Annotated in this window: 21 protein-coding genes; 15 read left to right on the top strand and 6 right to left on the bottom strand. The window is 57.3% G+C overall.

Features of this window, described 5'->3' with window-relative positions; genetic code table 11:
- Positions 1-38 precede the first annotated feature (38 nt).
- Positions 39-617, bottom strand: coding sequence for a lipoprotein (locus MXF20_RS16105; RefSeq protein WP_021507183.1), 579 nt, complete (start codon positions 615-617; stop codon positions 39-41).
- Between the two features lie 268 nt (positions 618-885).
- Between MXF20_RS16105 and bolA the strand changes: the two genes are divergently transcribed.
- The 9 genes from bolA to MXF20_RS16060 all read left to right on the top strand — a co-directional run bounded on the left by bolA (position 886) and on the right by MXF20_RS16060 (position 11,274).
- Positions 886-1,200, top strand: coding sequence for a transcriptional regulator BolA (bolA, locus tag MXF20_RS16100; protein ID WP_058757958.1), 315 nt, complete (start codon positions 886-888; stop codon positions 1,198-1,200).
- 302 nt (positions 1,201-1,502) lie between these two features.
- A complete protein-coding gene (gene tig / locus MXF20_RS16095) occupies positions 1,503-2,807 on the top strand; it encodes a trigger factor (RefSeq protein ID WP_325970280.1) in 1,305 nt (434 codons plus the stop codon).
- A gap of 336 nt (positions 2,808-3,143) precedes the next feature.
- Positions 3,144-3,767 carry an ATP-dependent Clp endopeptidase proteolytic subunit ClpP gene (gene clpP, locus MXF20_RS16090; RefSeq protein WP_010616837.1) on the top strand — a complete coding sequence of 208 codons (624 nt, stop codon included), beginning with the start codon at positions 3,144-3,146 and terminating at the stop codon, positions 3,765-3,767.
- Between the two features lie 127 nt (positions 3,768-3,894).
- Positions 3,895-5,166: an ATP-dependent protease ATP-binding subunit ClpX gene (gene clpX, locus MXF20_RS16085; RefSeq protein ID WP_325970279.1), complete on the top strand. Its 1,272-nt coding sequence runs from the start codon at positions 3,895-3,897 to the stop codon at positions 5,164-5,166.
- 190 nt (positions 5,167-5,356) lie between these two features.
- A complete protein-coding gene (lon, locus tag MXF20_RS16080) occupies positions 5,357-7,711 on the top strand; it encodes an endopeptidase La (protein ID WP_021507187.1) in 2,355 nt (784 codons plus the stop codon).
- A 212-nt stretch (positions 7,712-7,923) separates the two neighbouring features.
- Positions 7,924-8,196: a nucleoid-associated protein HU-beta gene (gene hupB, locus MXF20_RS16075; RefSeq protein WP_325970278.1), complete on the top strand. Its 273-nt coding sequence runs from the start codon at positions 7,924-7,926 to the stop codon at positions 8,194-8,196.
- Positions 8,197-8,433: 237 nt separating this feature from the next.
- The gene (ppiD, locus tag MXF20_RS16070; protein ID WP_325970277.1) at positions 8,434-10,302 is read left to right on the top strand and encodes a peptidylprolyl isomerase; all 1,869 of its coding nucleotides are present in this window, start codon (positions 8,434-8,436) and stop codon (positions 10,300-10,302) included.
- A gap of 139 nt (positions 10,303-10,441) precedes the next feature.
- On the top strand, positions 10,442-10,765 hold the full coding sequence (locus tag MXF20_RS16065; protein WP_325970276.1) for a ComEA family DNA-binding protein: 324 nt from the start codon (positions 10,442-10,444) through the stop codon (positions 10,763-10,765).
- Positions 10,766-10,866: 101 nt separating this feature from the next.
- Positions 10,867-11,274, top strand: a complete 408-nt coding sequence (locus tag MXF20_RS16060; protein ID WP_325970275.1) for a YbgC/FadM family acyl-CoA thioesterase — start codon at positions 10,867-10,869, stop codon at positions 11,272-11,274.
- A gap of 44 nt (positions 11,275-11,318) precedes the next feature.
- Here MXF20_RS16060 and queC read toward each other — a convergent pair whose 3' ends face one another.
- Together queC and MXF20_RS16050 are read right to left on the bottom strand one after the other, a co-directional pair.
- A complete protein-coding gene (gene queC / locus MXF20_RS16055; protein ID WP_325970274.1) occupies positions 11,319-12,014 on the bottom strand; it encodes a 7-cyano-7-deazaguanine synthase QueC in 696 nt (231 codons plus the stop codon).
- Between the two features lie 26 nt (positions 12,015-12,040).
- Positions 12,041-13,756, bottom strand: a complete 1,716-nt coding sequence (locus MXF20_RS16050) for an SgrR family transcriptional regulator (RefSeq protein WP_325970273.1) — start codon at positions 13,754-13,756, stop codon at positions 12,041-12,043.
- A 94-nt stretch (positions 13,757-13,850) separates the two neighbouring features.
- Between MXF20_RS16050 and cof the strand changes: the two genes are divergently transcribed.
- Positions 13,851-14,672, top strand: coding sequence for an HMP-PP phosphatase (gene cof / locus MXF20_RS16045; RefSeq protein WP_325970272.1), 822 nt, complete (start codon positions 13,851-13,853; stop codon positions 14,670-14,672).
- 34 nt (positions 14,673-14,706) lie between these two features.
- On the opposite strand, the gene MXF20_RS16040 is transcribed toward cof, so the two are convergent.
- Positions 14,707-15,741 (bottom strand): PLP-dependent cysteine synthase family protein, encoded by a 1,035-nt coding sequence (locus tag MXF20_RS16040; RefSeq protein ID WP_325970271.1) that lies wholly within the window; start codon positions 15,739-15,741, stop codon positions 14,707-14,709.
- A 115-nt stretch (positions 15,742-15,856) separates the two neighbouring features.
- Here MXF20_RS16040 and MXF20_RS16035 point away from each other — a divergent pair, with 115 nt between their 5' ends.
- The 5 genes from MXF20_RS16035 to amtB all read left to right on the top strand — a co-directional run bounded on the left by MXF20_RS16035 (position 15,857) and on the right by amtB (position 21,801).
- Positions 15,857-16,318 carry an Lrp/AsnC family transcriptional regulator gene (locus tag MXF20_RS16035; protein WP_021507196.1) on the top strand — a complete coding sequence of 154 codons (462 nt, stop codon included), beginning with the start codon at positions 15,857-15,859 and terminating at the stop codon, positions 16,316-16,318.
- Between the two features lie 24 nt (positions 16,319-16,342).
- Positions 16,343-18,112, top strand: a complete 1,770-nt coding sequence (locus MXF20_RS16030; RefSeq protein ID WP_325970270.1) for a SmdA family multidrug ABC transporter permease/ATP-binding protein — start codon at positions 16,343-16,345, stop codon at positions 18,110-18,112.
- Positions 18,105-19,880, top strand: a complete 1,776-nt coding sequence (locus MXF20_RS16025) for a SmdB family multidrug efflux ABC transporter permease/ATP-binding protein (protein ID WP_325970269.1) — start codon at positions 18,105-18,107, stop codon at positions 19,878-19,880. The genes MXF20_RS16030 and MXF20_RS16025 overlap by 8 nt, the downstream gene beginning before the upstream one ends.
- Positions 19,881-20,139: 259 nt before the next feature.
- The gene (gene glnK / locus MXF20_RS16020; RefSeq protein ID WP_007886947.1) at positions 20,140-20,478 is read left to right on the top strand and encodes a P-II family nitrogen regulator; all 339 of its coding nucleotides are present in this window, start codon (positions 20,140-20,142) and stop codon (positions 20,476-20,478) included.
- Between the two features lie 33 nt (positions 20,479-20,511).
- Entirely contained in the window at positions 20,512-21,801 is a 1,290-nt protein-coding gene (amtB, locus tag MXF20_RS16015; RefSeq protein ID WP_021507199.1) for an ammonium transporter AmtB, read from the top strand.
- Positions 21,802-21,877: 76 nt separating this feature from the next.
- On the opposite strand, the gene tesB is transcribed toward amtB, so the two are convergent.
- Entirely contained in the window at positions 21,878-22,741 is an 864-nt protein-coding gene (gene tesB / locus MXF20_RS16010; protein WP_325970268.1) for an acyl-CoA thioesterase II, read from the bottom strand.
- 41 nt (positions 22,742-22,782) lie between these two features.
- Positions 22,783-22,929 carry a hypothetical protein gene (locus MXF20_RS16005; RefSeq protein ID WP_325970267.1) on the bottom strand — a complete coding sequence of 49 codons (147 nt, stop codon included), beginning with the start codon at positions 22,927-22,929 and terminating at the stop codon, positions 22,783-22,785.
- Between the last annotated feature and the right edge of the window lie 6 nt (positions 22,930-22,935).

Genomic DNA, 22,935 nt, shown 5'->3' with positions numbered 1-22,935 from the left:
GCCCGGTCAGCGCTGACCGGGCAGATTACTGCGGAAGATTAACGCGCGTTTTGCTTGATGAAGTTGTTGACGCTGGTGTCCTGCGCCATATCGGCAATCACGTCGCTCAGGGTCGAGTTAACCGCGTTGGTGATCTTATCGTTAGTGGCGCTGAAGGCACCTTCTACGCTGTAAGTCTGACGGTAGTTTTTCACCTGCTTGTTGCCGTTCTTCGCCGTCGCGATGATGGAAATGTCCGCTTTGGTGGTGATGCTGTAACGCACGTTGCCCTGCGTGACATCGGCGTACAGGCCATTAACCACGATCTGCAGATCCACCGCGCCGTTCGGGCCAATCATGTAGCCGCGCGAGGTCATCTGCTTCTCCAGCACTTCCTGCAGCAGGAAACGCAGGTCGCGTGACGGGGTCAGGGTGATCAGCTGGCCGTCGCGGTTCACTTTGGCCAGAGCCTGATCGCTGCGCTGATCGGCACCGTTAACGCTGACGGTAACGCCCATCAGGCTCGGATCCTGCTGTGGCAGCTGGATTTTTGGCTGGATGTTCAGCGTGGTGTTATTGCTGGCGCAGCCGGCCAAAATAAAGGCAGCCAGCAGAGGGAATAACAGTTTTTTCAACATACTCATTCTCGTTAGCATATGGGTTGGTTTGCAAAACTGCGGCCATCATAGCATTGCGGCACGGCGAAAAAAGCCCCGGACCAGGGGAAATTGATTGTAAAGGATTTTTTCGGACCGCCGGATGCGCTAACCGATTGACCGCCAGCCTGAGCAGGCTAAGATGCGCAGCGCAGCAGGATTTTTTTGCTGCCCGAGTGCGGGAAAGGTAAAAAACCTACTAATATTTAAACAGATGGGGCACAGCGCTCGCCGTAGAGGAGTGTTAACAATGATTCGCGAACAAATAGAAGAAAAGCTGCGTAACGCTTTTGAGCCTGCACATCTCGAAGTGCATGACGAAAGCTATCGTCATAACGTGCCTGCCGGGTCTGAAAGTCACTTCAAAGTGGTGATCGTCAGCGACCTTTTCACCGGACAGCGCTTCCTGCAGCGTCACCGCGCCATTTATGGCGAGCTGGCGACCGAGCTGGCAGGCAGCGTTCATGCGCTGGCACTGCATACCTACACCCGCAAAGAGTGGGATGGACTGCAGGATACCGTGCTCGCTTCACCAAACTGTCGCGGTGCCGGTACGCTGGCCTGAGTGCTTCGTTCCGCTTTCTCCAAAACGGCCTGCGGGCCGTTTTTTCTTACCTCAATGATGCACAAACGCGATCTGCGGCGCAAAAAAGCAGCAAAACCGTTAAAAAGTGGTGAGTTTGCAGCCTCGACTCATTCCGGGGATGCCGCTATAATGCGGCGTCTATTTTTCCGGAATGTCTTCGGGACGCTTCTGGTGACAGGGATTAGGTTCTGCCTGCAGAGGCCGTCCCGGTTGTTGGATACGGCGCATTAATTGTGTGGTGTCTGAAGTTGACCGAGCACGTGATTTTTTGAGGTAACAAGATGACAGTTTCAGTAGAAACCACTCAGGGTCTGGGCCGTCGCATTTCGATTACTGTTCCTAAGGACAGCATCGAAAGCGCAGTGAAGAAAGAACTGGTGGAAGTGGCTAAGAAAGTCCGTATCGACGGTTTCCGTAAAGGCAAAGTGCCGGCTACCATCATTAATCAGCGCTACGGTGCCTCTGTTCGTCAGGACGTTCTGAGCGAGCTGATGACGCGTAACTTCGTTGACGCCATCATCAAAGAGAAGATCAACCCAGCTGGCGCACCGAACTACGTGCCAGGTGAGTATAAAGAAGGCGAAGACTTCACCTACGCGGTCGAGTTCGAAGTGTATCCGGAAGTTGAGCTGAAAGGCCTGGATGCGATCGAAGTTGAGAAGCCAGTGGTTGAAGTGACCGATGCTGACGTCGACACCATGCTGGAAACCCTGCAGAAGCAGCAGGCCACCTGGAAAGAGACTGATGCCGCTGCGGCTGCAGAAGATCGCGCGACCATCGACTTTACCGGCTCGGTAGACGGCGAAGAGTTCGAAGGCGGCAAAGCGTCTGACTTCGTGCTGGCGATGGGCCAGGGTCGTATGATCCCAGGCTTCGAAGAGGGCATCGTGGGCAAGAAAGCCGGCGACACCTTCACCATCGACGTGAAATTCCCGGATGACTACCACGCGGAAAACCTGAAAGGGAAAGACGCGAAGTTCGACATCGTGCTGAAGAAAGTGGAAACCCGCGAACTGCCGGAGCTGACCGCTGAATTCATTAAGCGTTTTGGCGTGGAAGATGGCTCTATCGACGGTCTGCGCGCTGAAGTGCGTAAGAACATGGAGCGCGAGCTGAAAGGCGCTATCCGTAACCGCGTGAAGACTCAGGCGATTGACGGCCTGGTTGAGGCTAACGAAATCGACGTGCCAGTGGCACTGATCGACAGCGAAATCGACGTACTGCGTCGTCAGGCGGCACAGCGTTTCGGCGGCAACGAGAAGCAGGCGCTGGAACTGCCACGTGAACTGTTCGAAGAGCAGGCAAAACGTCGCGTTGTGGTCGGTCTGCTGCTGGGCGAAGTGATTCGCATCAACGAGCTGAAAGCAGACGAAGATCGCGTTAAAGCGCTGATCGAAGAGATGGCTTCTGCGTACGAAGATCCGCAGGAAGTGATCGAGTTCTACAGCAAAAACAGCGAGCTGATGAACAACATGCGCAACGTTGCGCTGGAAGAGCAGGCGGTTGAAGCGGTACTGGCGAAAGCTAAAGTCACCGACAAAGCCACCAATTTCCAGGAACTGATGAACCAGACCTCTGCGGCCTGATTCGTTAGTTAACCCTGAGTGCTAAAGCCCGCGACCGCAAAGTCGCGGGCTTTTTCGTTTCTGACAGAAACCAACCACATTTGTGCGCTATTTGACTAATTAATCGGCAAATTCTTCGTTAAGCTGTTTTTCCGTGTTAGCGAATGGGGAAAAGGTTGTTATGCTTGAAACAACTGGGCTGCATCCCCAGATACAGGGAGAATGCGTGAAAACAGTAAGACTGGCTGATTAACCGTCCTGTAATGTCGGAACGAGACCGCTGCGCATAGTTTTCGCCGCGCGCCTCGCGTAAAATCGGTACAGAATGTTGCCAATGAAATTTATCAGGAGACGGTAATGTCATACAGTGGCGATCGTGAATTTACTGCACCAACCAATGCGCTGGTGCCAATGGTGGTCGAACAAACCTCGCGCGGCGAGCGTTCTTACGACATCTACTCCCGCCTGCTTAAAGAGCGTGTGATCTTCCTGACCGGTCAGGTTGAAGATCATATGGCGAACCTGATTGTGGCGCAGATGCTGTTTCTGGAAGCTGAGAATCCTGAAAAAGACATTTACCTCTACATTAACTCGCCGGGTGGTGTGATTACCGCCGGTATGTCGATCTATGACACAATGAAGTTCATCAAGCCGGACGTGAGCACCATTTGTATGGGCCAGGCCTGTTCAATGGGCGCCTTCCTGCTGACGGCAGGCACCAAAGGCAAACGCTTCTGCCTGCCGAACTCCCGCGTGATGATCCACCAGCCGCTGGGCGGTTATCAGGGCCAGGCGACGGACATTGAAATCCACGCGCGTGAAATCCTGAAAGTGAAGCAGCGCATGAATGAGCTGATGGCTGAACATACCGGCAAATCGCTGGAGCAGATTGAACGCGACACCGAGCGCGATCGTTTCCTCTCTGCCAGCGAAGCGGTAGAGTATGGCTTGGTCGACTCCATCCTGACGCATCGCCAATAAGACACATCTGTCTGCCCCTTACGCTATAGTTAACGGGTGCAGACAGGTGAGTTGCATGCATATCGGCCGTTGCTGTACGGCCATTGCCGTACACCAATTAGGTCTGAGAACGAAAAGAGGTTAGCTGATGACAGATAAGCGCAAAGACGGTTCAGGTAAGTTGCTGTACTGCTCTTTCTGCGGCAAAAGCCAGCATGAAGTCCGTAAGCTGATTGCCGGGCCGTCAGTGTATATTTGCGACGAGTGTGTCGATCTGTGTAATGACATCATTCGCGAAGAGATTAAAGAAGTGGCCCCGCATCGCGAGCGTAGTGCACTGCCGACGCCGCACGAGATCCGCCATCACCTTGACGACTATGTGATTGGTCAGGAGCGGGCGAAAAAGGTGCTTGCGGTGGCCGTTTACAACCACTACAAGCGTCTGCGTAACGGCGACACCAGCAATGGTATCGAGCTGGGCAAAAGTAACATCCTGCTGATTGGTCCAACCGGTAGCGGTAAAACCCTGCTGGCGGAAACGCTGGCGCGCCTGCTGGATGTGCCATTTACCATGGCGGATGCCACCACGCTGACCGAAGCCGGTTACGTGGGCGAAGATGTGGAAAACATCATCCAGAAACTGCTGCAGAAGTGCGACTACGACGTACAGAAAGCGCAGCGCGGCATTGTCTACATCGATGAGATCGACAAGATTTCCCGTAAATCAGACAACCCTTCTATCACCCGTGATGTGTCGGGCGAGGGTGTGCAGCAGGCGCTGCTCAAGCTGATTGAAGGTACCGTGGCTGCCGTGCCGCCGCAGGGTGGACGTAAACACCCGCAGCAGGAATTCCTGCAGGTCGACACCTCGAAGATCCTGTTTATCTGTGGCGGTGCGTTTGCCGGCCTCGATAAAGTGATCTCGCAGCGTGTTGAAACCGGCTCCGGTATTGGCTTTGGCGCGACCGTGAAAGGCAAATCGCAGAAAGCCAGCGAAGGCGAGTTGCTGTCGCAGGTTGAGCCGGAAGATCTGATCAAATTTGGTCTGATTCCGGAGTTCATTGGTCGTCTGCCGGTGGTGGCAACGCTCAACGAGCTGAGCGAAGAAGCGCTGATTCAGATCCTGCGCGAGCCGAAAAACGCCCTGACTAAGCAGTATCAGGCGCTGTTTAACCTCGAAGGCGTGGAGCTGGAATTCCGTGATGAAGCGCTGACGGCGATCGCGAAAAAAGCCAACTCGCGTAAAACCGGTGCACGTGGCCTGCGTTCTATCGTAGAAGCGGCGCTGCTCGAAACCATGTATGACCTGCCTTCGATGGAAGGTGTGGAAAAAGTGGTGATCGATGAGTCGGTGATTGAGGGGCAATCTGAACCCATGCTGATCTACGGTAAGCATGAAGCCCAGGCTTCTGGCGAATAAATAATCAATCACACCACGTTGTTATCTTAAAAAAGGGGAAAATGTTTTCCCCTTTTATTTTTCTCACCTCTGTGACATTGAATGTCGTGCAAGCATCCCCATATACTCATAATCCTGTGGGTCTAACTGCATACAGCCTGTATCACGCGGTTCCCATCACCTGGCGGACATTAAACTAAGAGAGAGCTCTATGAATCCTGAGCGTTCTGAACGCATTGAAATCCCCGTGTTGCCGTTGCGCGACGTGGTGGTTTATCCGCACATGGTAATTCCGTTGTTTGTTGGTCGGGAAAAATCGATTCGTTGCCTCGAAGCGGCGATGGATCATGACAAGAAGATCATGCTGGTTGCCCAGAAAGAGGCTTCAACGGATGAACCTGGTATTAACGATCTCTTCGCGGTAGGGACCGTTGCTTCCGTACTGCAGATGCTGAAACTGCCAGACGGCACCGTTAAGGTGCTGGTGGAAGGTCTTCAGCGCGCACACATCACCACTTTAGCGGACAATGGCGACCACTTTGTTGCCCAGGCCGAATACCTGATCTCGCCGGAAATTGAAGAGCGCGAGCAGGAAGTGCTGGTGCGTACCGCCATCAATCAGTTTGAAGGCTACATCAAGCTGAACAAAAAAATCCCGCCGGAGGTGCTGACTTCACTCAACAGCATCGACGACGCGGCGCGTCTCGCCGATACCGTGGCGGCGCACATGCCGCTGAAGCTGGCTGACAAACAGTCCGTGCTGGAGATGTCCGACATCAATGAGCGTCTGGAATATCTCATGGCGATGATGGAATCGGAAATCGATCTGCTGCAGGTTGAGAAGCGTATTCGCAACCGCGTCAAAAAGCAGATGGAGAAAAGTCAGCGCGAGTACTATCTGAATGAGCAAATGAAAGCGATTCAGAAAGAGCTGGGTGAGATGGACGATGCGCCGGATGAATACGAAGCGCTGAAACGTAAAATCGACGCAGCGAAAATGCCGGCCGAGGCACGCGAGAAAGCGGAAGCCGAGCTGCAGAAGCTGAAGATGATGTCACCGATGTCAGCGGAAGCCACCGTAGTGCGTGGCTATATCGACTGGATGGTACAGGTGCCATGGAACGCGCGCAGCAAGGTGAAAAAAGATCTGCGTAAAGCGCAGGAAACGCTGGATACCGACCATTATGGTCTGGAGCGCGTGAAAGATCGCATCCTTGAGTATCTTGCGGTGCAGAGTCGCGTCAGCAAAATAAAAGGGCCGATTCTGTGCCTCGTCGGACCGCCAGGCGTGGGTAAAACCTCGCTGGGTCAGTCCATCGCCAAAGCCACCGGCCGTAAATACGTGCGTATGGCGCTGGGCGGCGTGCGTGACGAAGCGGAAATCCGCGGTCACCGTCGTACCTACATCGGGTCGATGCCGGGCAAGCTGATCCAGAAAATGGCGAAAGTGGGCGTGAAAAACCCGCTGTTCCTGCTGGATGAGATCGACAAAATGTCATCCGACATGCGTGGCGATCCGGCTTCAGCGCTGCTGGAGGTATTGGATCCGGAGCAGAACATTGCGTTCAACGATCACTATCTCGAAGTGGATTACGATCTCTCCGACGTGATGTTTGTCGCGACGTCCAACTCCATGAACATTCCGGCACCGCTGCTGGATCGTATGGAAGTGATTCGTCTTTCTGGCTACACCGAAGATGAAAAGCTCAACATCGCTAAACAGCACCTGCTGCCGAAGCAGATTGAGCGTAACGCGTTGAAAGAGAAAGAGATCAGCGTCGACGATAGCGCCATCATCGGCATCATCCGCTATTACACCCGTGAAGCGGGCGTGCGTAGCCTGGAGCGTGAACTCTCCAAGCTGTGCCGTAAAGCGGTGAAAGCGCTGCTGATGGACAAAGCGAAGAAGAGCATCAAAATCAACGGCGAAAACCTCAAGGATTTCCTTGGGGTGCAGCGCTTTGATTATGGCCGCGCCGACAGCGAAAACCGTGTCGGTCAGGTTACCGGCCTGGCGTGGACCGAAGTGGGCGGCGATCTGCTCACCATCGAAACCGCCTGCGTGCCGGGCAAAGGCAAGCTGACTTACACCGGTTCACTCGGTGAGGTGATGCAGGAGTCAATCCAGGCGGCGCTGACTGTCGTGCGCGCCCGCGCGGAGAAACTCGGCATCAACGGTGATTTCTACGAGAAGCGCGACATCCACGTGCACGTGCCGGAAGGCGCGACGCCGAAGGATGGTCCGAGTGCCGGTATCGCCATGTGTACCGCGCTGGTCTCCTGTCTGACCGGTAACCCGGTGCGTTCGGACGTGGCGATGACCGGTGAGATCACGCTGCGCGGCCAGGTGCTGCCCATCGGTGGCCTGAAAGAGAAGCTGCTGGCGGCGCATCGCGGCGGTATCAAAACCGTGCTGATCCCGGACGAAAACAAGCGCGATCTGGAAGAGATTCCGCAGAACGTGATTGCCGATCTGTCGATCCATCCGGTGAAGCGTATTGAAGAAGTGCTGAGCCTGGCGCTGGAAAATGCCCCGTACGGGATGCAGGTTGCCACGGCAAAATAGTGATTAGCGGCAAAAAGCGCTAAAAAGCGAAGCTGGCAGGCCAAATCGGGCTTGCCAGCTTTTTTTTGTGCCGCTAATTTAGGGGGCTGCTGGATCAACGAATAAGATGAATACCGTTGTTTCAGCTCCACAGGCTTGATATAACTGGCTGCGCGTTCGCACCGGGCGGGAAGCGCGGGTGCGAGTGAATAATAAAAGAGGGGATGAAGAGAGTGAATAAGTCACAGTTGATCGACAAAATTGCTGCAGACGCTGACATTTCTAAAGCGGCAGCGGGACGTGTATTAGATGCATTCATGGGCTCCGTTTCTGACGCGCTGAAAGGCGGCGACGAAGTGGCACTGGTCGGTTTCGGTACATTCTCAGTACGCGAACGTGCTGCCCGCTCCGGTCGGAACCCACAAACCGGTAAAGAAATCACCATCCCGGCTGGTAAAGTACCGGGCTTCCGTGCGGGTAAAGCACTGAAAGACGCCGTCAATTAATGACCGCGAATCTGTCCATCGAAGCATTTTCTTCCGTGGATTGAGGACGAAAAAGACGTTCTCATGTAACATACGGGCACATCATTTTTGATGTGCCTTTTTTTATCTTGATGCGCGACTTTAGCCGCTGGCTTCAGTCTCCGCATGGTTGCCAGCTGCCAGCCTGAACCGCAGCTGCACGATGATGACATCGTGTCAGAGCTTTACATTCACACTACAGCGGAGTGTTGTCATACCATGATGGACAATTTACGCGCGGCGTCGAACCATGTCGTGCTCAAGATTATTCTGGGATTGATCATCCTGTCATTCGTTCTGACCGGGGTGGGCAACTACCTGATTGGCGGTAACAGCGATTACGCTGCCAAAGTGAACGGCCATGAAATTAGCCGCGGTGAGCTGGAGCAGGCGTTTAACAACGAGCGCAACCGTCAGCAGCAGATGCTGGGCGATCAGTTCTCACAGCTGGCCAGCAACGATGGCTACATGCAGCAGATGCGCCAGCAGGCGCTGTCGCAGCTGATCGATCAAACGCTGCTCGATCAGTACATCAAAGATCTGCACATTGGCATCAGCGACGATCAGGTGAAGCAGGCGATCTTCAATCAGCAGGCTTTCCAGACCAACGGTAAGTTCGACAACGCGAAATACAACGGCCTGATCGCCAGCATGGGCTTCAGTGCCGATCAGTATGCTGAAGCGCTGCGCAAGCAGCTGGCGAACCAGCAGTTGATCAACGCTATCGCCAATACTGACTTCATGCTGAAAGGAGAAACCAGCAAGCTGGTGGATCTGGTTTCGCAGCAGCGCGAAATCCGTCAGGCGGTGATTGACGTCAATGCGCTGGCCGCGAAGCAAACGGTCAGCGATGATGAAATTAATCAATACTACCAGCAGCATCAGAGCAGCTTTATGGCACCTGAGCAGTTCCGCGTCAGCTACCTGAAAATGGATGCGGCCAGCCTGCAGGAGAACGCCAGCGAAGCCGATATTCAGAGCTGGTACGATCAGCATAAAGCCGACTATTCTCAGCCGCAGCGTAACCGCTACAGCATCATTCAGACCAAAACCGAAGCCGATGCCAACGCGGTGCTGGATGCGCTGAAAAAAGGCGAAGATTTCGCCACGCTGGCGAAGAGCAAATCAATCGACCCGATTTCCGCGCGTAAAGGCGGCGACATGGGCTGGCTGGAGCCGAACACCACGCCGGATGAGCTCAAAAACGCCGGCCTGACGCAAAAAGGCCAGCTGTCTGGCGTGATCAAATCGTCAGTGGGTTTCCTGGTGGTGCGTCTGGATGATATCCAGCCAGAGCAGGTGAAACCGCTGGCGGAAGTGCACGCGGCAGTGGCGGATAAAGTGAAGCAGGAAAAAGCCGTTGATGCCTTCTATAAGATGCAGCAGAAGGTGAGCGAAGCCGCCAGCAATGACAACGAATCCCTCGCTGGCGCTGCGCAGGCCTCTGGTCTGAAAGTGGTGGAAACCGGCTGGATTACGCGCGACAACGTGCCGGCCGATCTCGATTTCGATGCGGTTAAACAGGCAATCTTTAATGGTGGTCTGACCGGCCAGAACGGCGCGCCGGGCAACAACTCTGACATCATCAGCGTTGATGGCGATCGGGCGTTTGTGCTGCGCATCAGCGAGCATAAGCCGGAAGCGGTTAAGCCGCTGGATCAGGTTAAGGCGCAGATCACCGACAGCCTGAAGCATGACAAAGCCACGCAGCAGGCCAAGGCGCAGGCAGACAAACTGCTGACCGAGCTGAAAGCGGGCAAACAGGACGCGCTGCAGGCGGCTGGCCTGACGCTGAGCGCCAGCAAAACCGTTGATCGCAACGCGCAGGATCCGGTGGCGCAGGCGGCATTCAATCTGCCGCAGCCAGCGGATAACAAGCCGTCGTGGGGCGTCAGCGAAGATATGCAGGGTAACGTCGTGCTGGTCGCGCTGGATAAAGTGAGCGCGGGCAACATGCCGCAGGCGCAGATCGACGAAATGGTGAAAGGCGTGACGCAAAACAACGCGCAGATTGCCTTCGAAGCGCTGCTGGAAAACCTGCGCAAAGCGGCGAAGATTAAGTACGGTGCCGCCGCACAAAACCAGTAAGCCTCACAAAAAAAGTTAAATGACTGCAACACCTAAAGGCCGCTTCTGCGGCCTTTTCCATTTCTGATCATCGCCTTTTGAGTGCTTTTCTCGCTTGTGCCACCCTGCAGTGGCTGTCAAACACAAGGAGAAACACAGCATGGTTAACTCAACATTTCGTGCCTTTTGCATCACGCTGGCGCTGGGCGGCGCGCTCTGGACCAGCGGACTGGCGGCGGCGCAAAGCCCCAGTGAAACCCAGGCGACGCAGGTGTCCACGCCGCAGCAGGAACAGGTCAGCATCAATCAGGCCACGGCCGAGCAGCTGGCCGCCGCCATGAACGGTATTGGGCTGAAAAAAGCGCAGGCGATTGTCAGCTATCGTGAGCAGTACGGGCCCTTCAGCGCCATCGAGCAGCTGAAAGAAGTACCGGGTATTGGCAGTGCGCTGGTGGAGCGCAACAGCGCGCGGCTGAAATTGTGAAGCGGCTCGCGACTCTGAAGGATTGCTAAAGCGGCCCATCAGGCTGTGCTATGCTCAACAGGTCCAACCAGTTGTCATTCACAGCCTGAACAGGAGCAATCATGCAAACCACCATCAAAGTGCGCGGCTATCATCTTGACGTCTATCAGCATGTGAACAACGCGCGCTACCTTGAGTTTCTGGAAGAGGCGCGCTGGCAGTGGCTGGAGGATGCCGATGCCTTCCACTGGCTGCAGCAGCAGCAACTGGCGTTTGTGGTGGTGAACATCAATATCAACTATCGTCGTCCGGCGGTGCTGGGCGACGTGCTGCACGTTGAGAGCGAAGTCTCGCAGCTCAACGGCAAAAGTGGCGTGATATTACAACGGGTGATGCTGGCAGGAGACAACACGCTGGTGGCGGATGCGGCGCTCACCTTCGTCTGCATCGATTTACGCACGCAAAAAGCTGTGCCGCTGGAAGGGGAATTACGTGCGCGCCTGGCGGCATTAATGACCGAAACTTCCTGAGCTGGCATGCCGTGACAGCACGCCAGTCCACAGCACGGCCAGGATCAGCGCAGGCCGCTTTTTTGCTTCATTGCCGCCATCACGCTGGCGGCATTGGCCTGGTAATCTGCCAGGCCGCGCGCGCGCAGATGGCAGGCCGCACACTCACCACAGCCGTCGCCTTTGACGCCGTTGTAGCAGGTTAGCGTCTCGGCACGCACCAGCGGCAGCTGCTGCCAGTAATCTGCCAGCGCCCAGGTTTCCGCTTTGTTCAGCCACATCAGCGGCGTTTCGAAACGCACTTCGCGCGCCATGCCGAGGCTGACAGCGTTGTTCAGCGCTTTGACAAACTCATCGCGGCAATCCGGATAACCGGAAAAATCGGTTTCGCACACGCCGGTAATCACCGCTTCGGCTTCCACCTGATAAGCATAAATCGACGCCAGCGTCAGAAACAGGATATTGCGCCCCGGCACGAAGGTGCTGGGCAGGCCGCTGGCCTGCGGATTGTACGCCGGCACCGGAATGTTATCGCGCGTCAGGCTGCTGACCGCCAGTTCATTGAGCAGCGTCACGTCCAGCACTTTATGCGCCCGCGCGCCCAGCTTGTGCGCCAGCTCTGCAGCGACGCTGATCTCTTCGCGGTGGCGCTGACCGTAATCAAAGGTCACGCAGTGCACTTCATCATACTGCTGCAGCGCCTGAATCAGACAGGTGGTGGAATCTTGTCCACCACTGAATACGACAACGGCTCGTTTCATGTTTTCTTCCCCATAAATCAGTGCGCCTATGGTACTGGCTCCGGCGCGGGCTGAACAGCACCGCCTGCGGCAGGCGGTGGGATCCAGGCGCGGGTAAAGTCGAACCAGCCCATGCTGTTAAGCTGAATACCCTCAACGCCGGGCGGGGCAAACACCTGATAGCGATAATTAAACAGCGGCAGCAGATGGCCGTCGCGCATCAGCTGCTGAAACAGCTGATGAATCGCAGCGCTGCGTAGCGCCGGGCTGGCCTGGCGGGCGATAGCCTGCAGCGGTGCCTGCAGGACCGTTGGACGCAGCGGTTGCCAGGCTGCATCATTTTCCAGCCAGTTCACCAGGGTAAACTGCGGCGCATCACCAATCAGACGGTCGCCCATCACGATATCGGCGTCACTCAGATCGCTATCGTCGCGCCAGTTTTTGACGTCATGAAATACGCAGGTGAGGGTACAGCCGTGCGCCGCCAGCAGCGGCACCAGCGCCTGCGCCATCACGTGCAGTTCAGTGGGCAGATGATAATGCAGCGTCAGCGTGGTGGGCAGCGTGGCATCAGGTTGATGCGGAGCGGGCAGCGGCCAGCCGGGTAGCAGCTCCTCGCTGGGCGTAATTAAGCCTTCATCCAGCGGCAGCTGCTGGATGACGCCGCTGTGCTGGATCAGCGCGAGCAGCGTTTTGACCTGCGCCTGACTGAAGCGGGCCGAAATGCGCGGCGCCAGGTAGCAAAAACCGAGGCTGATGCTGCGATCCACCGGACGCAGCGTGTCGAGTTCGTCGGGGTCGCCAATAGCGATCTGCACCGGATGGCGGCAGCTGGTGCCGAGCCCGCGATCGAACAGCTGTGGGGTAATCCAGTATTCCACCACCTGAATCAGCGGATGCTGATGGTGCCAGCGCGCATGGCTCTCCAGCCGTACCAGCTCGCGGGTAAAGTGCGTCAGGCGCCACGGTCCGCTGCCGGTATCAGCATGCTCCGGGTGCGGCAGCAGGCAAAACTGATGCGCCAGCCGCTGCGGCAGCCAGTAATCGCTGGTGCGCAGCCGGATGCGCAGCGCCAGCGGATGAGGCGCATCGATGTGTTCCACCGCCGCCAGCAGGCGGCCGCCCTGCGGCGTCTGCATGATGCGCTGCAGCTGCTGGACCAGCTGCGCCGCCTGCACCGGTTCATCGTTGTGCCAGCTGAGCAGCGGCCGCAGCCAGAAATACCATTCGCGGCCCTGCGCATCGTGTTGCCAGTGATGCGCCAGGTCGCCCTCGACATCATCGGCGTTAAAGCGCGTCAGGCCGGAAAAAATCTGCCGCACCAGGTGCTGCTCCGCGCGTCCGGTCAGCTGCAGCGGATTCAGCGACGCCAGCGCGCGATAATAGGGAATGCGCAGCACCGGGGCTTGGTTCTGCCACTGACCGCCCATCAGCGGGCGCAGCATCTTTACCAGCCGCTCAGGCGGGACATCCAGCACCTGCAGCGCCTGCACCGCTTCACCGGCTGCCAGCTGCTGGCTGAGCAATTGCTGACGCAGCTGCTCGGGAGAGAGCAGAAAGCGCAGTTCGCCCTGTTTGCCGCGTCCCGCTTCGCCTTGCCACTGCAGCCAGCCCGCCTGCTGCCACTGGCGCAGCAGGGTGCGCACATGGCGCTCACTGCAAAAACAGTGCTGCGCCATGGCCGCAACGCTGGTGCGCTGTGCTTCGCCCTGGCTTAGCTGCCACAGGCGCTGAAACTGATTAACCCGATGTAGCTGTCGCATGATTAAACCCGGAACAGTTTTTAGAAAAGTATTCACTATTAGTTCCGTAATTACCAGGCGATAGTAGGCACCTCATTCAGACAGGAGAGTTGCCATGGCCCGCCTCGCGGCATTTGATATGGACGGTACGCTGCTGCTGCCCACCCACCGCTTAGGTGCGGAAACGCTGCACAGCCTTAATGCGCTACACCAGCGCGGCGTTACGCTGACGTTTGCCACTGGCCGCCATCTGCTGGATATGCAGGCGGTGCGTCAGCAGATCACCTTGCCCGCCTGGCTGATCACCGGCAACGGCACGCGCATTCACGATGTCGAGGGCAGGCAGCTGTACGGCTGTGATTTAGCGCCGTCGGTGGCGGAAGAGGTACTGCACAGCCACTGGCAAACGCCCGCGTCGATCCATATCTTCAACGATGAAGGCTGGTTTACCGATAAACCGCTACCGGGTTTACTGGAAGCGCATGCGATGAGCGGGTTTCACTATCAGCTGCGTGATTTGCGCCGCATGCCAGCGCATGAAGTCACTAAGATCTGTTTTATTGCACCGCATGAGATGTTGCTGGCGCTGAAGATTGAACTGCAACAGGCGCTCGGCGATCGCGCCAGCCTGTGCTTCTCCGCCAGAGAGTGTCTGGAAGTATTGCCGGTTGATTGTCACAAAGGCGCCGCGCTGGCGCGCTTGTGCCAGCACCTGTCGCTGTCGCTGGCGGATTGCATGGCGTTTGGCGATGCGATGAACGATCGCGAGATGCTGGAGCGCGTCGGGCGCGGCTTCATCATGGGCAACGCCATGCACCAGCTGAAAACCTCGCTGCCCCATTTACCGATTATTGGCCATTGCGAGACACAGGCAGTGTCTCACTACTTAAATCACTGGATGACCACACCACACCTCGATTATTCCCCCGAATGCTGAGGCTTACAGTGAACCGGACAGGATGTCCGGTTTTTTATTGCAGCTCGCGCTGCCACGCCTGAATATCACCGACCTGCTCAGCGACCCACTGCGGATTGTAATAGGTATCCGGATAGCGCTCGCCGCTGTCGCACAGCAGCGTCACCAGCGAGGCGGCTTGCCCCTGCGCGCGCAGGCGTTTCGCCACCTGCAGCATGCCCCAGAAATTGGTGCCGGTAGAAGCGCCCGGACGCCGGCCGAGAATCTGCTCCAGCCTTAGCATGGCTGCCACGGTGGCACCGTCCGGCACTTTCATCATTTCGTCAATCACGTCGGGTAAAAACGACGGTTCAACGCGCGGGCGGCCAATGCCTTCGATCAGGCTGCCGCGCTCGCTGCGCAGGGTGCGATCGCGGCTGTGCCAGTAATCGAAAAACACCGAATGCTGCGGATCGACCACTAGCAGGCGCGTGTCGTGGCCCTGATAGCGGATATAGCGCCCCAGCGTGGCCGAGGTGCCGCCGGTGCCGGCGCTCATGATCAGGGTATGCGGCACCGGAAACGGTTCATGCGCCATCTGGCGGAAAATACTCTCAGCGATGTTGTTGTTGCCGCGCCAGTCGGTGGCGCGCTCGGCGTAAGTAAACTGGTCCATAAAATGGCCGTTGAGTTCACGTGCCAGGCGCTCGGATTCGCTGTAAAGCTGGCAGGGATCGGCGACGAAATGGCACTCGCCGCCGTAAAAGCGGATCAGCTCGATTTTGCGCCGTGCGGTGCTGGCCGGCATCACGGCGATAAACGGCAGGCCAAGCAGGCGGGCAAAATAGGCTTCAGAGACCGCGGTGCTGCCGGATGAGGCTTCAATGATCGGCGTGTTTTCGCCAATCCAGCCGTTAGCCAGACCATAGAGAAACAGCGAGCGCGCCAGGCGATGTTTCAGGCTGCCGCTTGGATGGGTGCTTTCATCCTTTAAATAGAAGCGAATGCCGGGAAAATCGTCCAGCGTAAAGCGGATCAGATGCGTGTCAGCAGAGCGCTGAAAATCGGCGTTGATTTCATTAATAGCGTGGCGAACCCAGGGCGTTTGCATGATGCGATTCCGGCAGCGAGAATGCGCTCAGTGTAAGGCACTGGCAGGAAAAAGGGGTTGCTAAAATTTGGTTATAATGGGCCAATAAGAGAAAAATTTTCTCCTGAGGTGGCGAATGTTAGATAAAACTGACCGCACCCTGCTGGCGCTGCTGCAAAAAGACTGCACGCTGTCGCTGCAGGCGCTGGCCGATGCGGTGAACCTCACTACCACGCCGTGCTGGAAACGCCTGAAAAAGCTGGAAGATGATGGCATTATTCGGGCGCGCGTCGCGTTGCTGGATGGTGAAAAGCTCGGCCTGTCGCTCACCGCCTTTATGCTGATCAAAACCCAGCAGCACAGCAGCGACTGGTTTCAGCAGTTTGTCGCGGTCGTGCAGCAGATGCCGGAGGTGATGGCTTTTTACCGCATGGCGGGCGAATACGATTACCTGCTGCGCATCCAGGTGGCCGATATGAAGAGCTACGATGCGTTTTACAAGCGTCTGGTTAACGGCGTACCGGGGCTGATTGACGTCACCTCCAGCTTCGCTATGGAAGAGATTAAATACACCACCGCCTTGCCGGTAGCGCCCTGAGCGGGCATCACAAGAGATTGTTTTGTGCGATTATTCAGCCAGTTAAGTTGGTATTTTCTGCGCGAGTGGCGGCGCTATCTGGGCGCCATCAGCTTGCTGATCATCATTGCGTTGCTGCAGCTGCTGCCACCGCATCTGGTCGGCGTGATTGTCGACGGCGTCACCCAGCACACGCTGACGCGCGGCGAGATTTTCCTGTGGATCGGCGTGATGCTGGTGACCGCTGTCATCGTCTATCTGCTGCGCTACGTGTGGCGCGTGCTGCTGTTTGGTGCCTCTTACCAGCTGGCGGTGGAACTGCGCGAAGATTTTTACCGCCAGCTTAGTCGCCAGCATCCGGCATTTTACCTGCGCCACCGCACCGGCGATCTGATTGCCCGCGCCACCAACGATGTCGACCGTGTGGTGTTTGCCGCCGGTGAAGGCGTGCTAACGCTGGTGGATTCGCTGGTGATGGGGCTGGTGGTACTGGCGGTAATGAGCGTGCAGATCAGCTGGGAGCTGACGCTGCTGGCCCTGATCCCGATGCCGCTGATGGCGCTGGCGATCCAGAAAGATGGTGCACGTCTGCATCAGCGCTTCAAAGTGGCGCAGGCAGCGTTCTCCAGCCTGAACGACCAAACGCAGGAGAGCCTGACCAGCATCCGCATGATCAAAGCCTTTGGCCTGGAAGATCATCAGTCCAATCAGTTTGCCGGGATCGCCAGCGACACCGGCCGCAAGAATCTGCACGTGGCGCGCGTCGATGCGCGTTTCGATCCGATCATTTACATCGCCGTCGGCTTCTCTAACCTGCTGGCGATTGCCGGTGGCGGCTGGATGGTGTGGCATGGCTCTCTGACGCTCGGGCAGCTCACCAGTTTCGTCATGTACTTAGGGCTGATGATTTGGCCGATGCTGGCGCTGGCGTGGATGATTAACATCGTTGAGCGCGGCAGCGCGGCGTGGAGCCGCATTCGCGCGCTGCTGGCGGAAGCGCCGGCGGTAGAGGACGGCAATCAGCTACTGCCAGCGGAAGCGGGCGTCCTGCAGGTGGCGATCCGCGAATTTCACTATCCGGCGAGCGCCGCGCCGGTGCTGAGCCAGGTGAATTTTCAGCTGCAACCGGGGCAGATGCTCGGGCTGTGCGGCCCCACCGGCTGCGGCAAAAGTACGCTGCTGAGCCTGATTCAGCGCCACTTCGATATCGATCAGGGCGACATCCGCTATCACGATATTCCGCTGCCGCAGCTGCGGCTGGATAGCTGGCGCAGCCGGCTGGCCGTGGTCAGCCAGACGCCGTTCCTGTTTTCCGATACCGTTGCGAATAACCTGGCGCTGGGCCGGCCGGAGGCGACGCAGCAAGAGATTGAGCGCGCGGCGCAGATGGCCTGCGTGCACGATGACATTCTGCGCCTGCCGCAGGGTTACCAGACGGAAGTGGGCGAGCGCGGCGTGATGCTCTCTGGCGGGCAGAAACAGCGCATCGCCATTGCGCGCGCGCTGCTGCTCAACGCGGAGATTCTGATCCTCGACGATGCGCTGTCGGCGGTCGATGGCCGTACCGAGCATGAAATCCTGCACAACCTGCGCATCTGGGGAAAAGGGCGCACGCTGATTATCAGCGCGCACCGTCTGTCAGCGCTGACCGAGGCCAGCGAAATTCTGGTGCTGCAGCAGGGCGCGGTGGCGCAGCGTGGCGACCACGATACGCTGGCGGCGCAGCCGGGCTGGTACCGCGATATGTATCGCTATCAGCAGCTGGAAGCCGCGCTGGATGAGGACGAAGCAGCAGAAGGAGCCGACCATGGCTAAATCACAACGCTTATGGCCAACGCTGAAACGCCTGCTGGCGTATGGCAAACCGTGGCGTAAGTCGCTGTGGCTGGCCGTTGGCATGCTCTGGATTGCCGCCGCCGCCGAAGTCACCGGCCCGGTGCTGGTGAGCTATTTTATCGATAACCTGGTGGCGAAGCACCAGATGCCGTGGGGCATCGTGGCCGGGCTGTTGGTGGGCTTTGTGCTGCTGCAGCTGCTGGCGGCCGGCCTGCACTATTTGCAGGCGCTGCTGTTTAACCGCGCGGCGATTGGTGTGGTGCAGCAACTGCGCGTCGACGTGATGAATGCAGCGCTGCGTCAGCCGCTCAGCGCCTTTGATACGCAGCCGGTAGGGCAGATCATTTCGCGCGTCACCAATGATACCGAAGTGATCAAAGATCTCTATGTGACGGTGGTGGCCACCGTGCTGCGCAGCGCAGCGCTGATTGGTGCGATGCTGGTGGCGATGTTTGCGCTCGACTGGCGCATGGCGCTGGTGGCGCTGGTGATTTTCCCGCAGGTATTGACGGTGATGCTGATTTATCAGCGCTACAGCACGCCGATTGCGCGCCGCGTGCGCAGCTATCTGGCCGACATTAACAATGGCTTCAACGAAGTGATCAACGGCATGAGCGTGATCCAGCAGTTTCGCCAGCAGGCGCGCTTTGGCGAGCGCATAGGCGAAGCCAGCCGTTCGCACTATCTGGCGCGCATGCAGACGCTGCGGCTGGACGGCTTTCTGCTGCGTCCGCTGCTCAGCCTGTTTTCTGCACTGATTTTGTGCGGTCTGCTGATGCTGTTCAGCTTTGCCACGCCGGGCGTGTTTGAGGTTGGTGTGCTCTATGCCTTTATCACTTATCTTGGCCGTCTTAACGAGCCACTGATCGAGCTCACCACGCAGCAATCAATGCTGCAGCAGGCGGTGGTGTCAGGCGAGCGTATTTTTGAACTGATGGATGCGGCGCAACAGGGCTACGGCAGTGATAACCAGCCGCTGGCTTCCGGGCGTATCTGCCTGCGTGACGTCAGCTTTGCCTATCGCGACGATCGTGACGTGCTCAGCCATATCGATCTCGACGTGCCGGCGCGTGGCTTTGTCGCGCTGGTCGGTCATACCGGCAGCGGCAAAAGCACTTTAGCCAATCTGCTGATGGGCTACTATCCGGTGACGCGCGGCAGCATTGAACTGGACGGTCGTCCGCTGCGTCAGCTGACGCATGATGCGCTGCGCGGCAGCGTGGCGATGGTGCAGCAGGATCCGGTAGTGCTGGCTGATACGCTGCTGGCCAACGTGCGCCTCGGGCGTGATATTGCCGAAGCTGATGTGTGGCGCGCGCTGGAAACCGTGCAGCTGGCCGCGCTGGCGCGCGCCATGCCGGACGGTATTCATACCCGGCTCGGCGAGCAGGGCAACACGCTGTCAGTCGGACAGAAGCAGTTGCTGGCGCTGGCGCGCGTGCTGGTATCGCTGCCGCAGATTCTGATCCTCGATGAGGCTACCGCCAATATCGACTCGGGCACGGAACAGGCGATTCAGCAGGCGCTGCGCACGTTGCGTCAGCACAGTACGCTGGTGGTGATCGCCCATCGCCTTTCCACTATCATCGAAGCCGATCAGATTCTGGTGCTGCATCGTGGCCAGGTCGTGGAGCGCGGCACGCACGCGCAGTTGCTGGCCCAGCAGGGCCGTTACTGGCAGATGTATCAGCTGCAGCAGGCCGGCGATGAACTTGCGGCGGGCATACCCGCAGCAGCAGAAGGGTAATTTGCACCTTTTTTGCGCAGATTTATCGGAATGTTCTGTATTGATGCACTCCTTTGAGGCCGTAAGCACCAAAGGAGTGCAGTAAAGTCCCACCTTTCTGTTTTCTCAGATGAAAACCGTCCCTGTTACCCCATACCGGAGCGCGACAATCTGCGCCCGGCAGCCTTAACGCCTGCTTTTGCCATTTGTGGCACAGCCTTTGCTTAACTCTCTGCGTGTCCGCGAAGACTCACCTATTTTTATATCCGGAGGGGAACGTATGAAGCTGGTTACCGTGGTAATCAAACCATTTAAGCTGGAGGACGTGCGTGAAGCTTTATCCTCCATTGGCATTCAGGGCCTGACCGTGACGGAAGTGAAAGGCTTCGGTCGTCAGAAAGGCCATGCAGAACTGTACCGCGGTGCCGAGTACAGCGTGAACTTCCTGCCAAAAGTAAAAATCGATATTGCGATTGCGGACGATCAGCTGGATGAAGTGGTGGATGTGATCAGCAAAGCCGCGTACACCGGCAAAATTGGCGACGGCAAAATTTTCGTCGCGGAACTGCAGCGCGTGATTCGTATTCGTACCGGCGAGACCGACGAAGCAGCACTGTAACTGGGGCTCTGAATTGTGATGGGATGGAAAGAAATGAATAAAGTAATGACGAAGTTGGGCCTCACCAGCCTGGCGCTGTTACCGTCTCTCGCGATGGCAGCTGCGCCTGCCGTAGCGGATAAAGCCGATAACGCGTTTATGATGATTTGTACCGCGCTGGTACTGTTCATGACAATTCCCGGCATCGCCCTGTTTTACGGCGGCCTGATTCGCGGTAAGAACGTGCTGTCCATGCTGACCCAGGTCGCGGTGACGTTCGCTCTGGTCTGCGTACTGTGGATCGTTTACGGCTACTCGCTGGCGTTCAGTGAAGGCAATGCCTTCTTCGGTAACTTCCAGTGGGCGATGCTGAAAAATATCGAGCTGAAAGCCGTGATGGGCAGCTTCTATCAGTACATTCACGTGGCGTTCCAGGCTTCCTTCGCCTGTATCACCGTGGGGCTGATTGTTGGCTCGCTGGCTGAGCGTATTCGCTTCTCAGCGGTGCTGATTTTCGTGCTGGTATGGCTGACGCTGGCCTATCTGCCGATTGCACATATGGTGTGGGCAGGCGGCTTCCTGGCACAGGATGGCGCGCTGGACTTCGCTGGCGGTACCGTGGTGCACATCAACGCCGCTGTTGCCGGTCTGGTTGGTGCTTACCTGGTGGGCAAACGTGCTGGCTTCGGTAAAGAAGCGTTTAAACCGCACAACCTGCCAATGGTCTTCACCGGTACAGCGATTCTGTACGTGGGCTGGTTCGGCTTTAACGCCGGTTCCGCTTCGTCCGCTAACGAAATCGCGGCGCTGGCCTTCCTGAATACCGTGGTAGCTACCGCCGGTGCGGTGCTGTCGTGGGTGTTTGGTGAGTGGGCGCTGCGCGGCAAGCCTTCGCTGCTGGGTGCGTCTTCTGGCTTCATCGCGGGTCTGGTCGCCATCACGCCAGCCTGTGGTTATGTCGGCGTCGGCGGTGCACTGATTATCGGTCTGGCAGGTGGCCTGGCAGGGATCTGGGGCGTGACCACGCTGAAGAAATGGCTGCGTGTTGATGACCCGTGTGATGTGTTTGGTGTGCACGGCGTGTGCGGTATCCTTGGCTGTATCCTGACCGGCGTGTTCGCCTCCTCTTCACTGGGCGGCGTGGGCTACGCGGAAGGCGTGACCATGGGCCATCAGGTTTGGGTACAGCTGTTCAGCTGTGGCCTGACCATCGTCTGGTCTGGCGTGGTAGCCTTCGTGGGCTTCAAGCTGGCAGATATGATTGTTGGCCTGCGCGTACCGGAAGAACAGGAACGTGAAGGTCTGGATGTGAACAGCCACGGCGAGAATGCTTACAACCAGTAAGTGAGTGCCGGCTGACAGAAGAGCAGTGCGCTATAACTATAATGATGAAAAAGGGGCGAGATAATCGCCCCTTTTTTTATGCTTCGCGCTGGCGCATCACGCCTTCCTGCACCGTGGTCGCCACCAGCGTGCCGTCCTGGCTGAAGAATTCTCCGCGCACAAAACCGCGAGCACCGGACGCCGAAGTGCTCACCACGCTGTACAGCAGCCACTCGGAGAGATCGAATGGACGGTGGAACCACATCGAGTGGTCAATCGTCGCCACCTGCATATCCGGCTCAAGAAAGCCCTTACCGTGCGGCTGCAGCGCAACCGGCAGGAAATTGAGATCGGAGGCGTAGCCAAGCAGATATTGATGAATGCGGCGATCGTCCGGCAGCTGACCGTTAGCGCGCACCCAGACCTGGCGCAGCGGCTCATCAACGTGACCTTTGAGCGGGTTGTGAATCTGCACCGGGCGGATATCCAGCGGGCGCTCGGCGAGGAATTTTTCTTTCAGCTTGAGCGGCAGGTGTGCAGCCAGCCGGTGGGCGAGATCCTGCTCGGACGGCAGATTGTACGGTCCCGGCACCGGCGGCATGCTGTTCTGGTGCTCAAAGCCGTCTTCCGGTGCCTGAAAAGAGGCGGTCATATAGAAGATCGGCTGACCATTCTGCACGGCGCTGACGCGGCGGGCGCTGAAGCTTTTGCCGTCGCGCAGGGTTTCCACATCGTAAATAATCGCTTTCTGACTGTCGCCCGGGCGCAGGAAGTAGCTGTGAAACGAGTGAATAATGCGGGCTTCCGGCACGGTTTGTTTCGCCGCGTACAGCGCCTGGCCAACCACCTGACCGCCGAACACCTGACGCAGACCGAGATCTTCGCTCTGGCCGCGAAACAGACCCTCTTCCAGTTTTTCCAGATTCAATAAATTAAGCAGGTTGTGCAGTGCCTGGCTCATAACGGATTCCTCAGTGTTGCCGATAGCGCCAGTGTGAAAGATCAGACCAGTTTGCGCAACGCTTTTACTCTGATTTCAGTGGCATGGCGCGGCTTCAGGCGCAATGCGGATTTTTGTGCCAGAATTAACAACAATCGGCGGTTGAAAATCCAGCCAGTCAATTTACCGCCGACAATCATAGTGTTCATAAGGAG

Origin of the sequence: Pantoea dispersa, from assembly GCF_035783935.1 — a bacterium.
GTDB classification, from domain to species: Bacteria; Pseudomonadota; Gammaproteobacteria; order Enterobacterales; family Enterobacteriaceae; genus Pantoea; species Pantoea dispersa_C.
Note: the sequence above shows the minus strand (reverse complement) of the source record. Positions and strands in the feature narration are given on the sequence as shown.

Bases quoted from the DNA above. Each gene is read 5' to 3' on its own strand.
- MXF20_RS16105 (WP_021507183.1), bottom strand. From the start codon at position 617: ATGTTGAAAAAACTGTTATTCCCTCTGCTGGCTGCCTTTATTTTGGCC.
- bolA (WP_058757958.1), top strand. From the start codon at position 886: ATGATTCGCGAACAAATAGAAGAAAAGCTGCGTAACGCTTTTGAGCCT.
- tig (WP_325970280.1), top strand. From the start codon at position 1,503: ATGACAGTTTCAGTAGAAACCACTCAGGGTCTGGGCCGTCGCATTTCG.
- clpP (WP_010616837.1), top strand. From the start codon at position 3,144: ATGTCATACAGTGGCGATCGTGAATTTACTGCACCAACCAATGCGCTG.
- clpX (WP_325970279.1), top strand. From the start codon at position 3,895: ATGACAGATAAGCGCAAAGACGGTTCAGGTAAGTTGCTGTACTGCTCT.
- lon (WP_021507187.1), top strand. From the start codon at position 5,357: ATGAATCCTGAGCGTTCTGAACGCATTGAAATCCCCGTGTTGCCGTTG.
- ppiD (WP_325970277.1), top strand. From the start codon at position 8,434: ATGATGGACAATTTACGCGCGGCGTCGAACCATGTCGTGCTCAAGATT.
- MXF20_RS16065 (WP_325970276.1), top strand. From the start codon at position 10,442: ATGGTTAACTCAACATTTCGTGCCTTTTGCATCACGCTGGCGCTGGGC.
- MXF20_RS16060 (WP_325970275.1), top strand. From the start codon at position 10,867: ATGCAAACCACCATCAAAGTGCGCGGCTATCATCTTGACGTCTATCAG.
- queC (WP_325970274.1), bottom strand. From the start codon at position 12,014: ATGAAACGAGCCGTTGTCGTATTCAGTGGTGGACAAGATTCCACCACC.
- MXF20_RS16050 (WP_325970273.1), bottom strand. From the start codon at position 13,756: ATGCGACAGCTACATCGGGTTAATCAGTTTCAGCGCCTGTGGCAGCTA.
- cof (WP_325970272.1), top strand. From the start codon at position 13,851: ATGGCCCGCCTCGCGGCATTTGATATGGACGGTACGCTGCTGCTGCCC.
- MXF20_RS16040 (WP_325970271.1), bottom strand. From the start codon at position 15,741: ATGCAAACGCCCTGGGTTCGCCACGCTATTAATGAAATCAACGCCGAT.
- MXF20_RS16035 (WP_021507196.1), top strand. From the start codon at position 15,857: ATGTTAGATAAAACTGACCGCACCCTGCTGGCGCTGCTGCAAAAAGAC.
- MXF20_RS16025 (WP_325970269.1), top strand. From the start codon at position 18,105: ATGGCTAAATCACAACGCTTATGGCCAACGCTGAAACGCCTGCTGGCG.
- glnK (WP_007886947.1), top strand. From the start codon at position 20,140: ATGAAGCTGGTTACCGTGGTAATCAAACCATTTAAGCTGGAGGACGTG.
- amtB (WP_021507199.1), top strand. From the start codon at position 20,512: ATGAATAAAGTAATGACGAAGTTGGGCCTCACCAGCCTGGCGCTGTTA.
- tesB (WP_325970268.1), bottom strand. From the start codon at position 22,741: ATGAGCCAGGCACTGCACAACCTGCTTAATTTATTGAATCTGGAAAAA.
- MXF20_RS16005 (WP_325970267.1), bottom strand. From the start codon at position 22,929: ATGAACACTATGATTGTCGGCGGTAAATTGACTGGCTGGATTTTCAAC.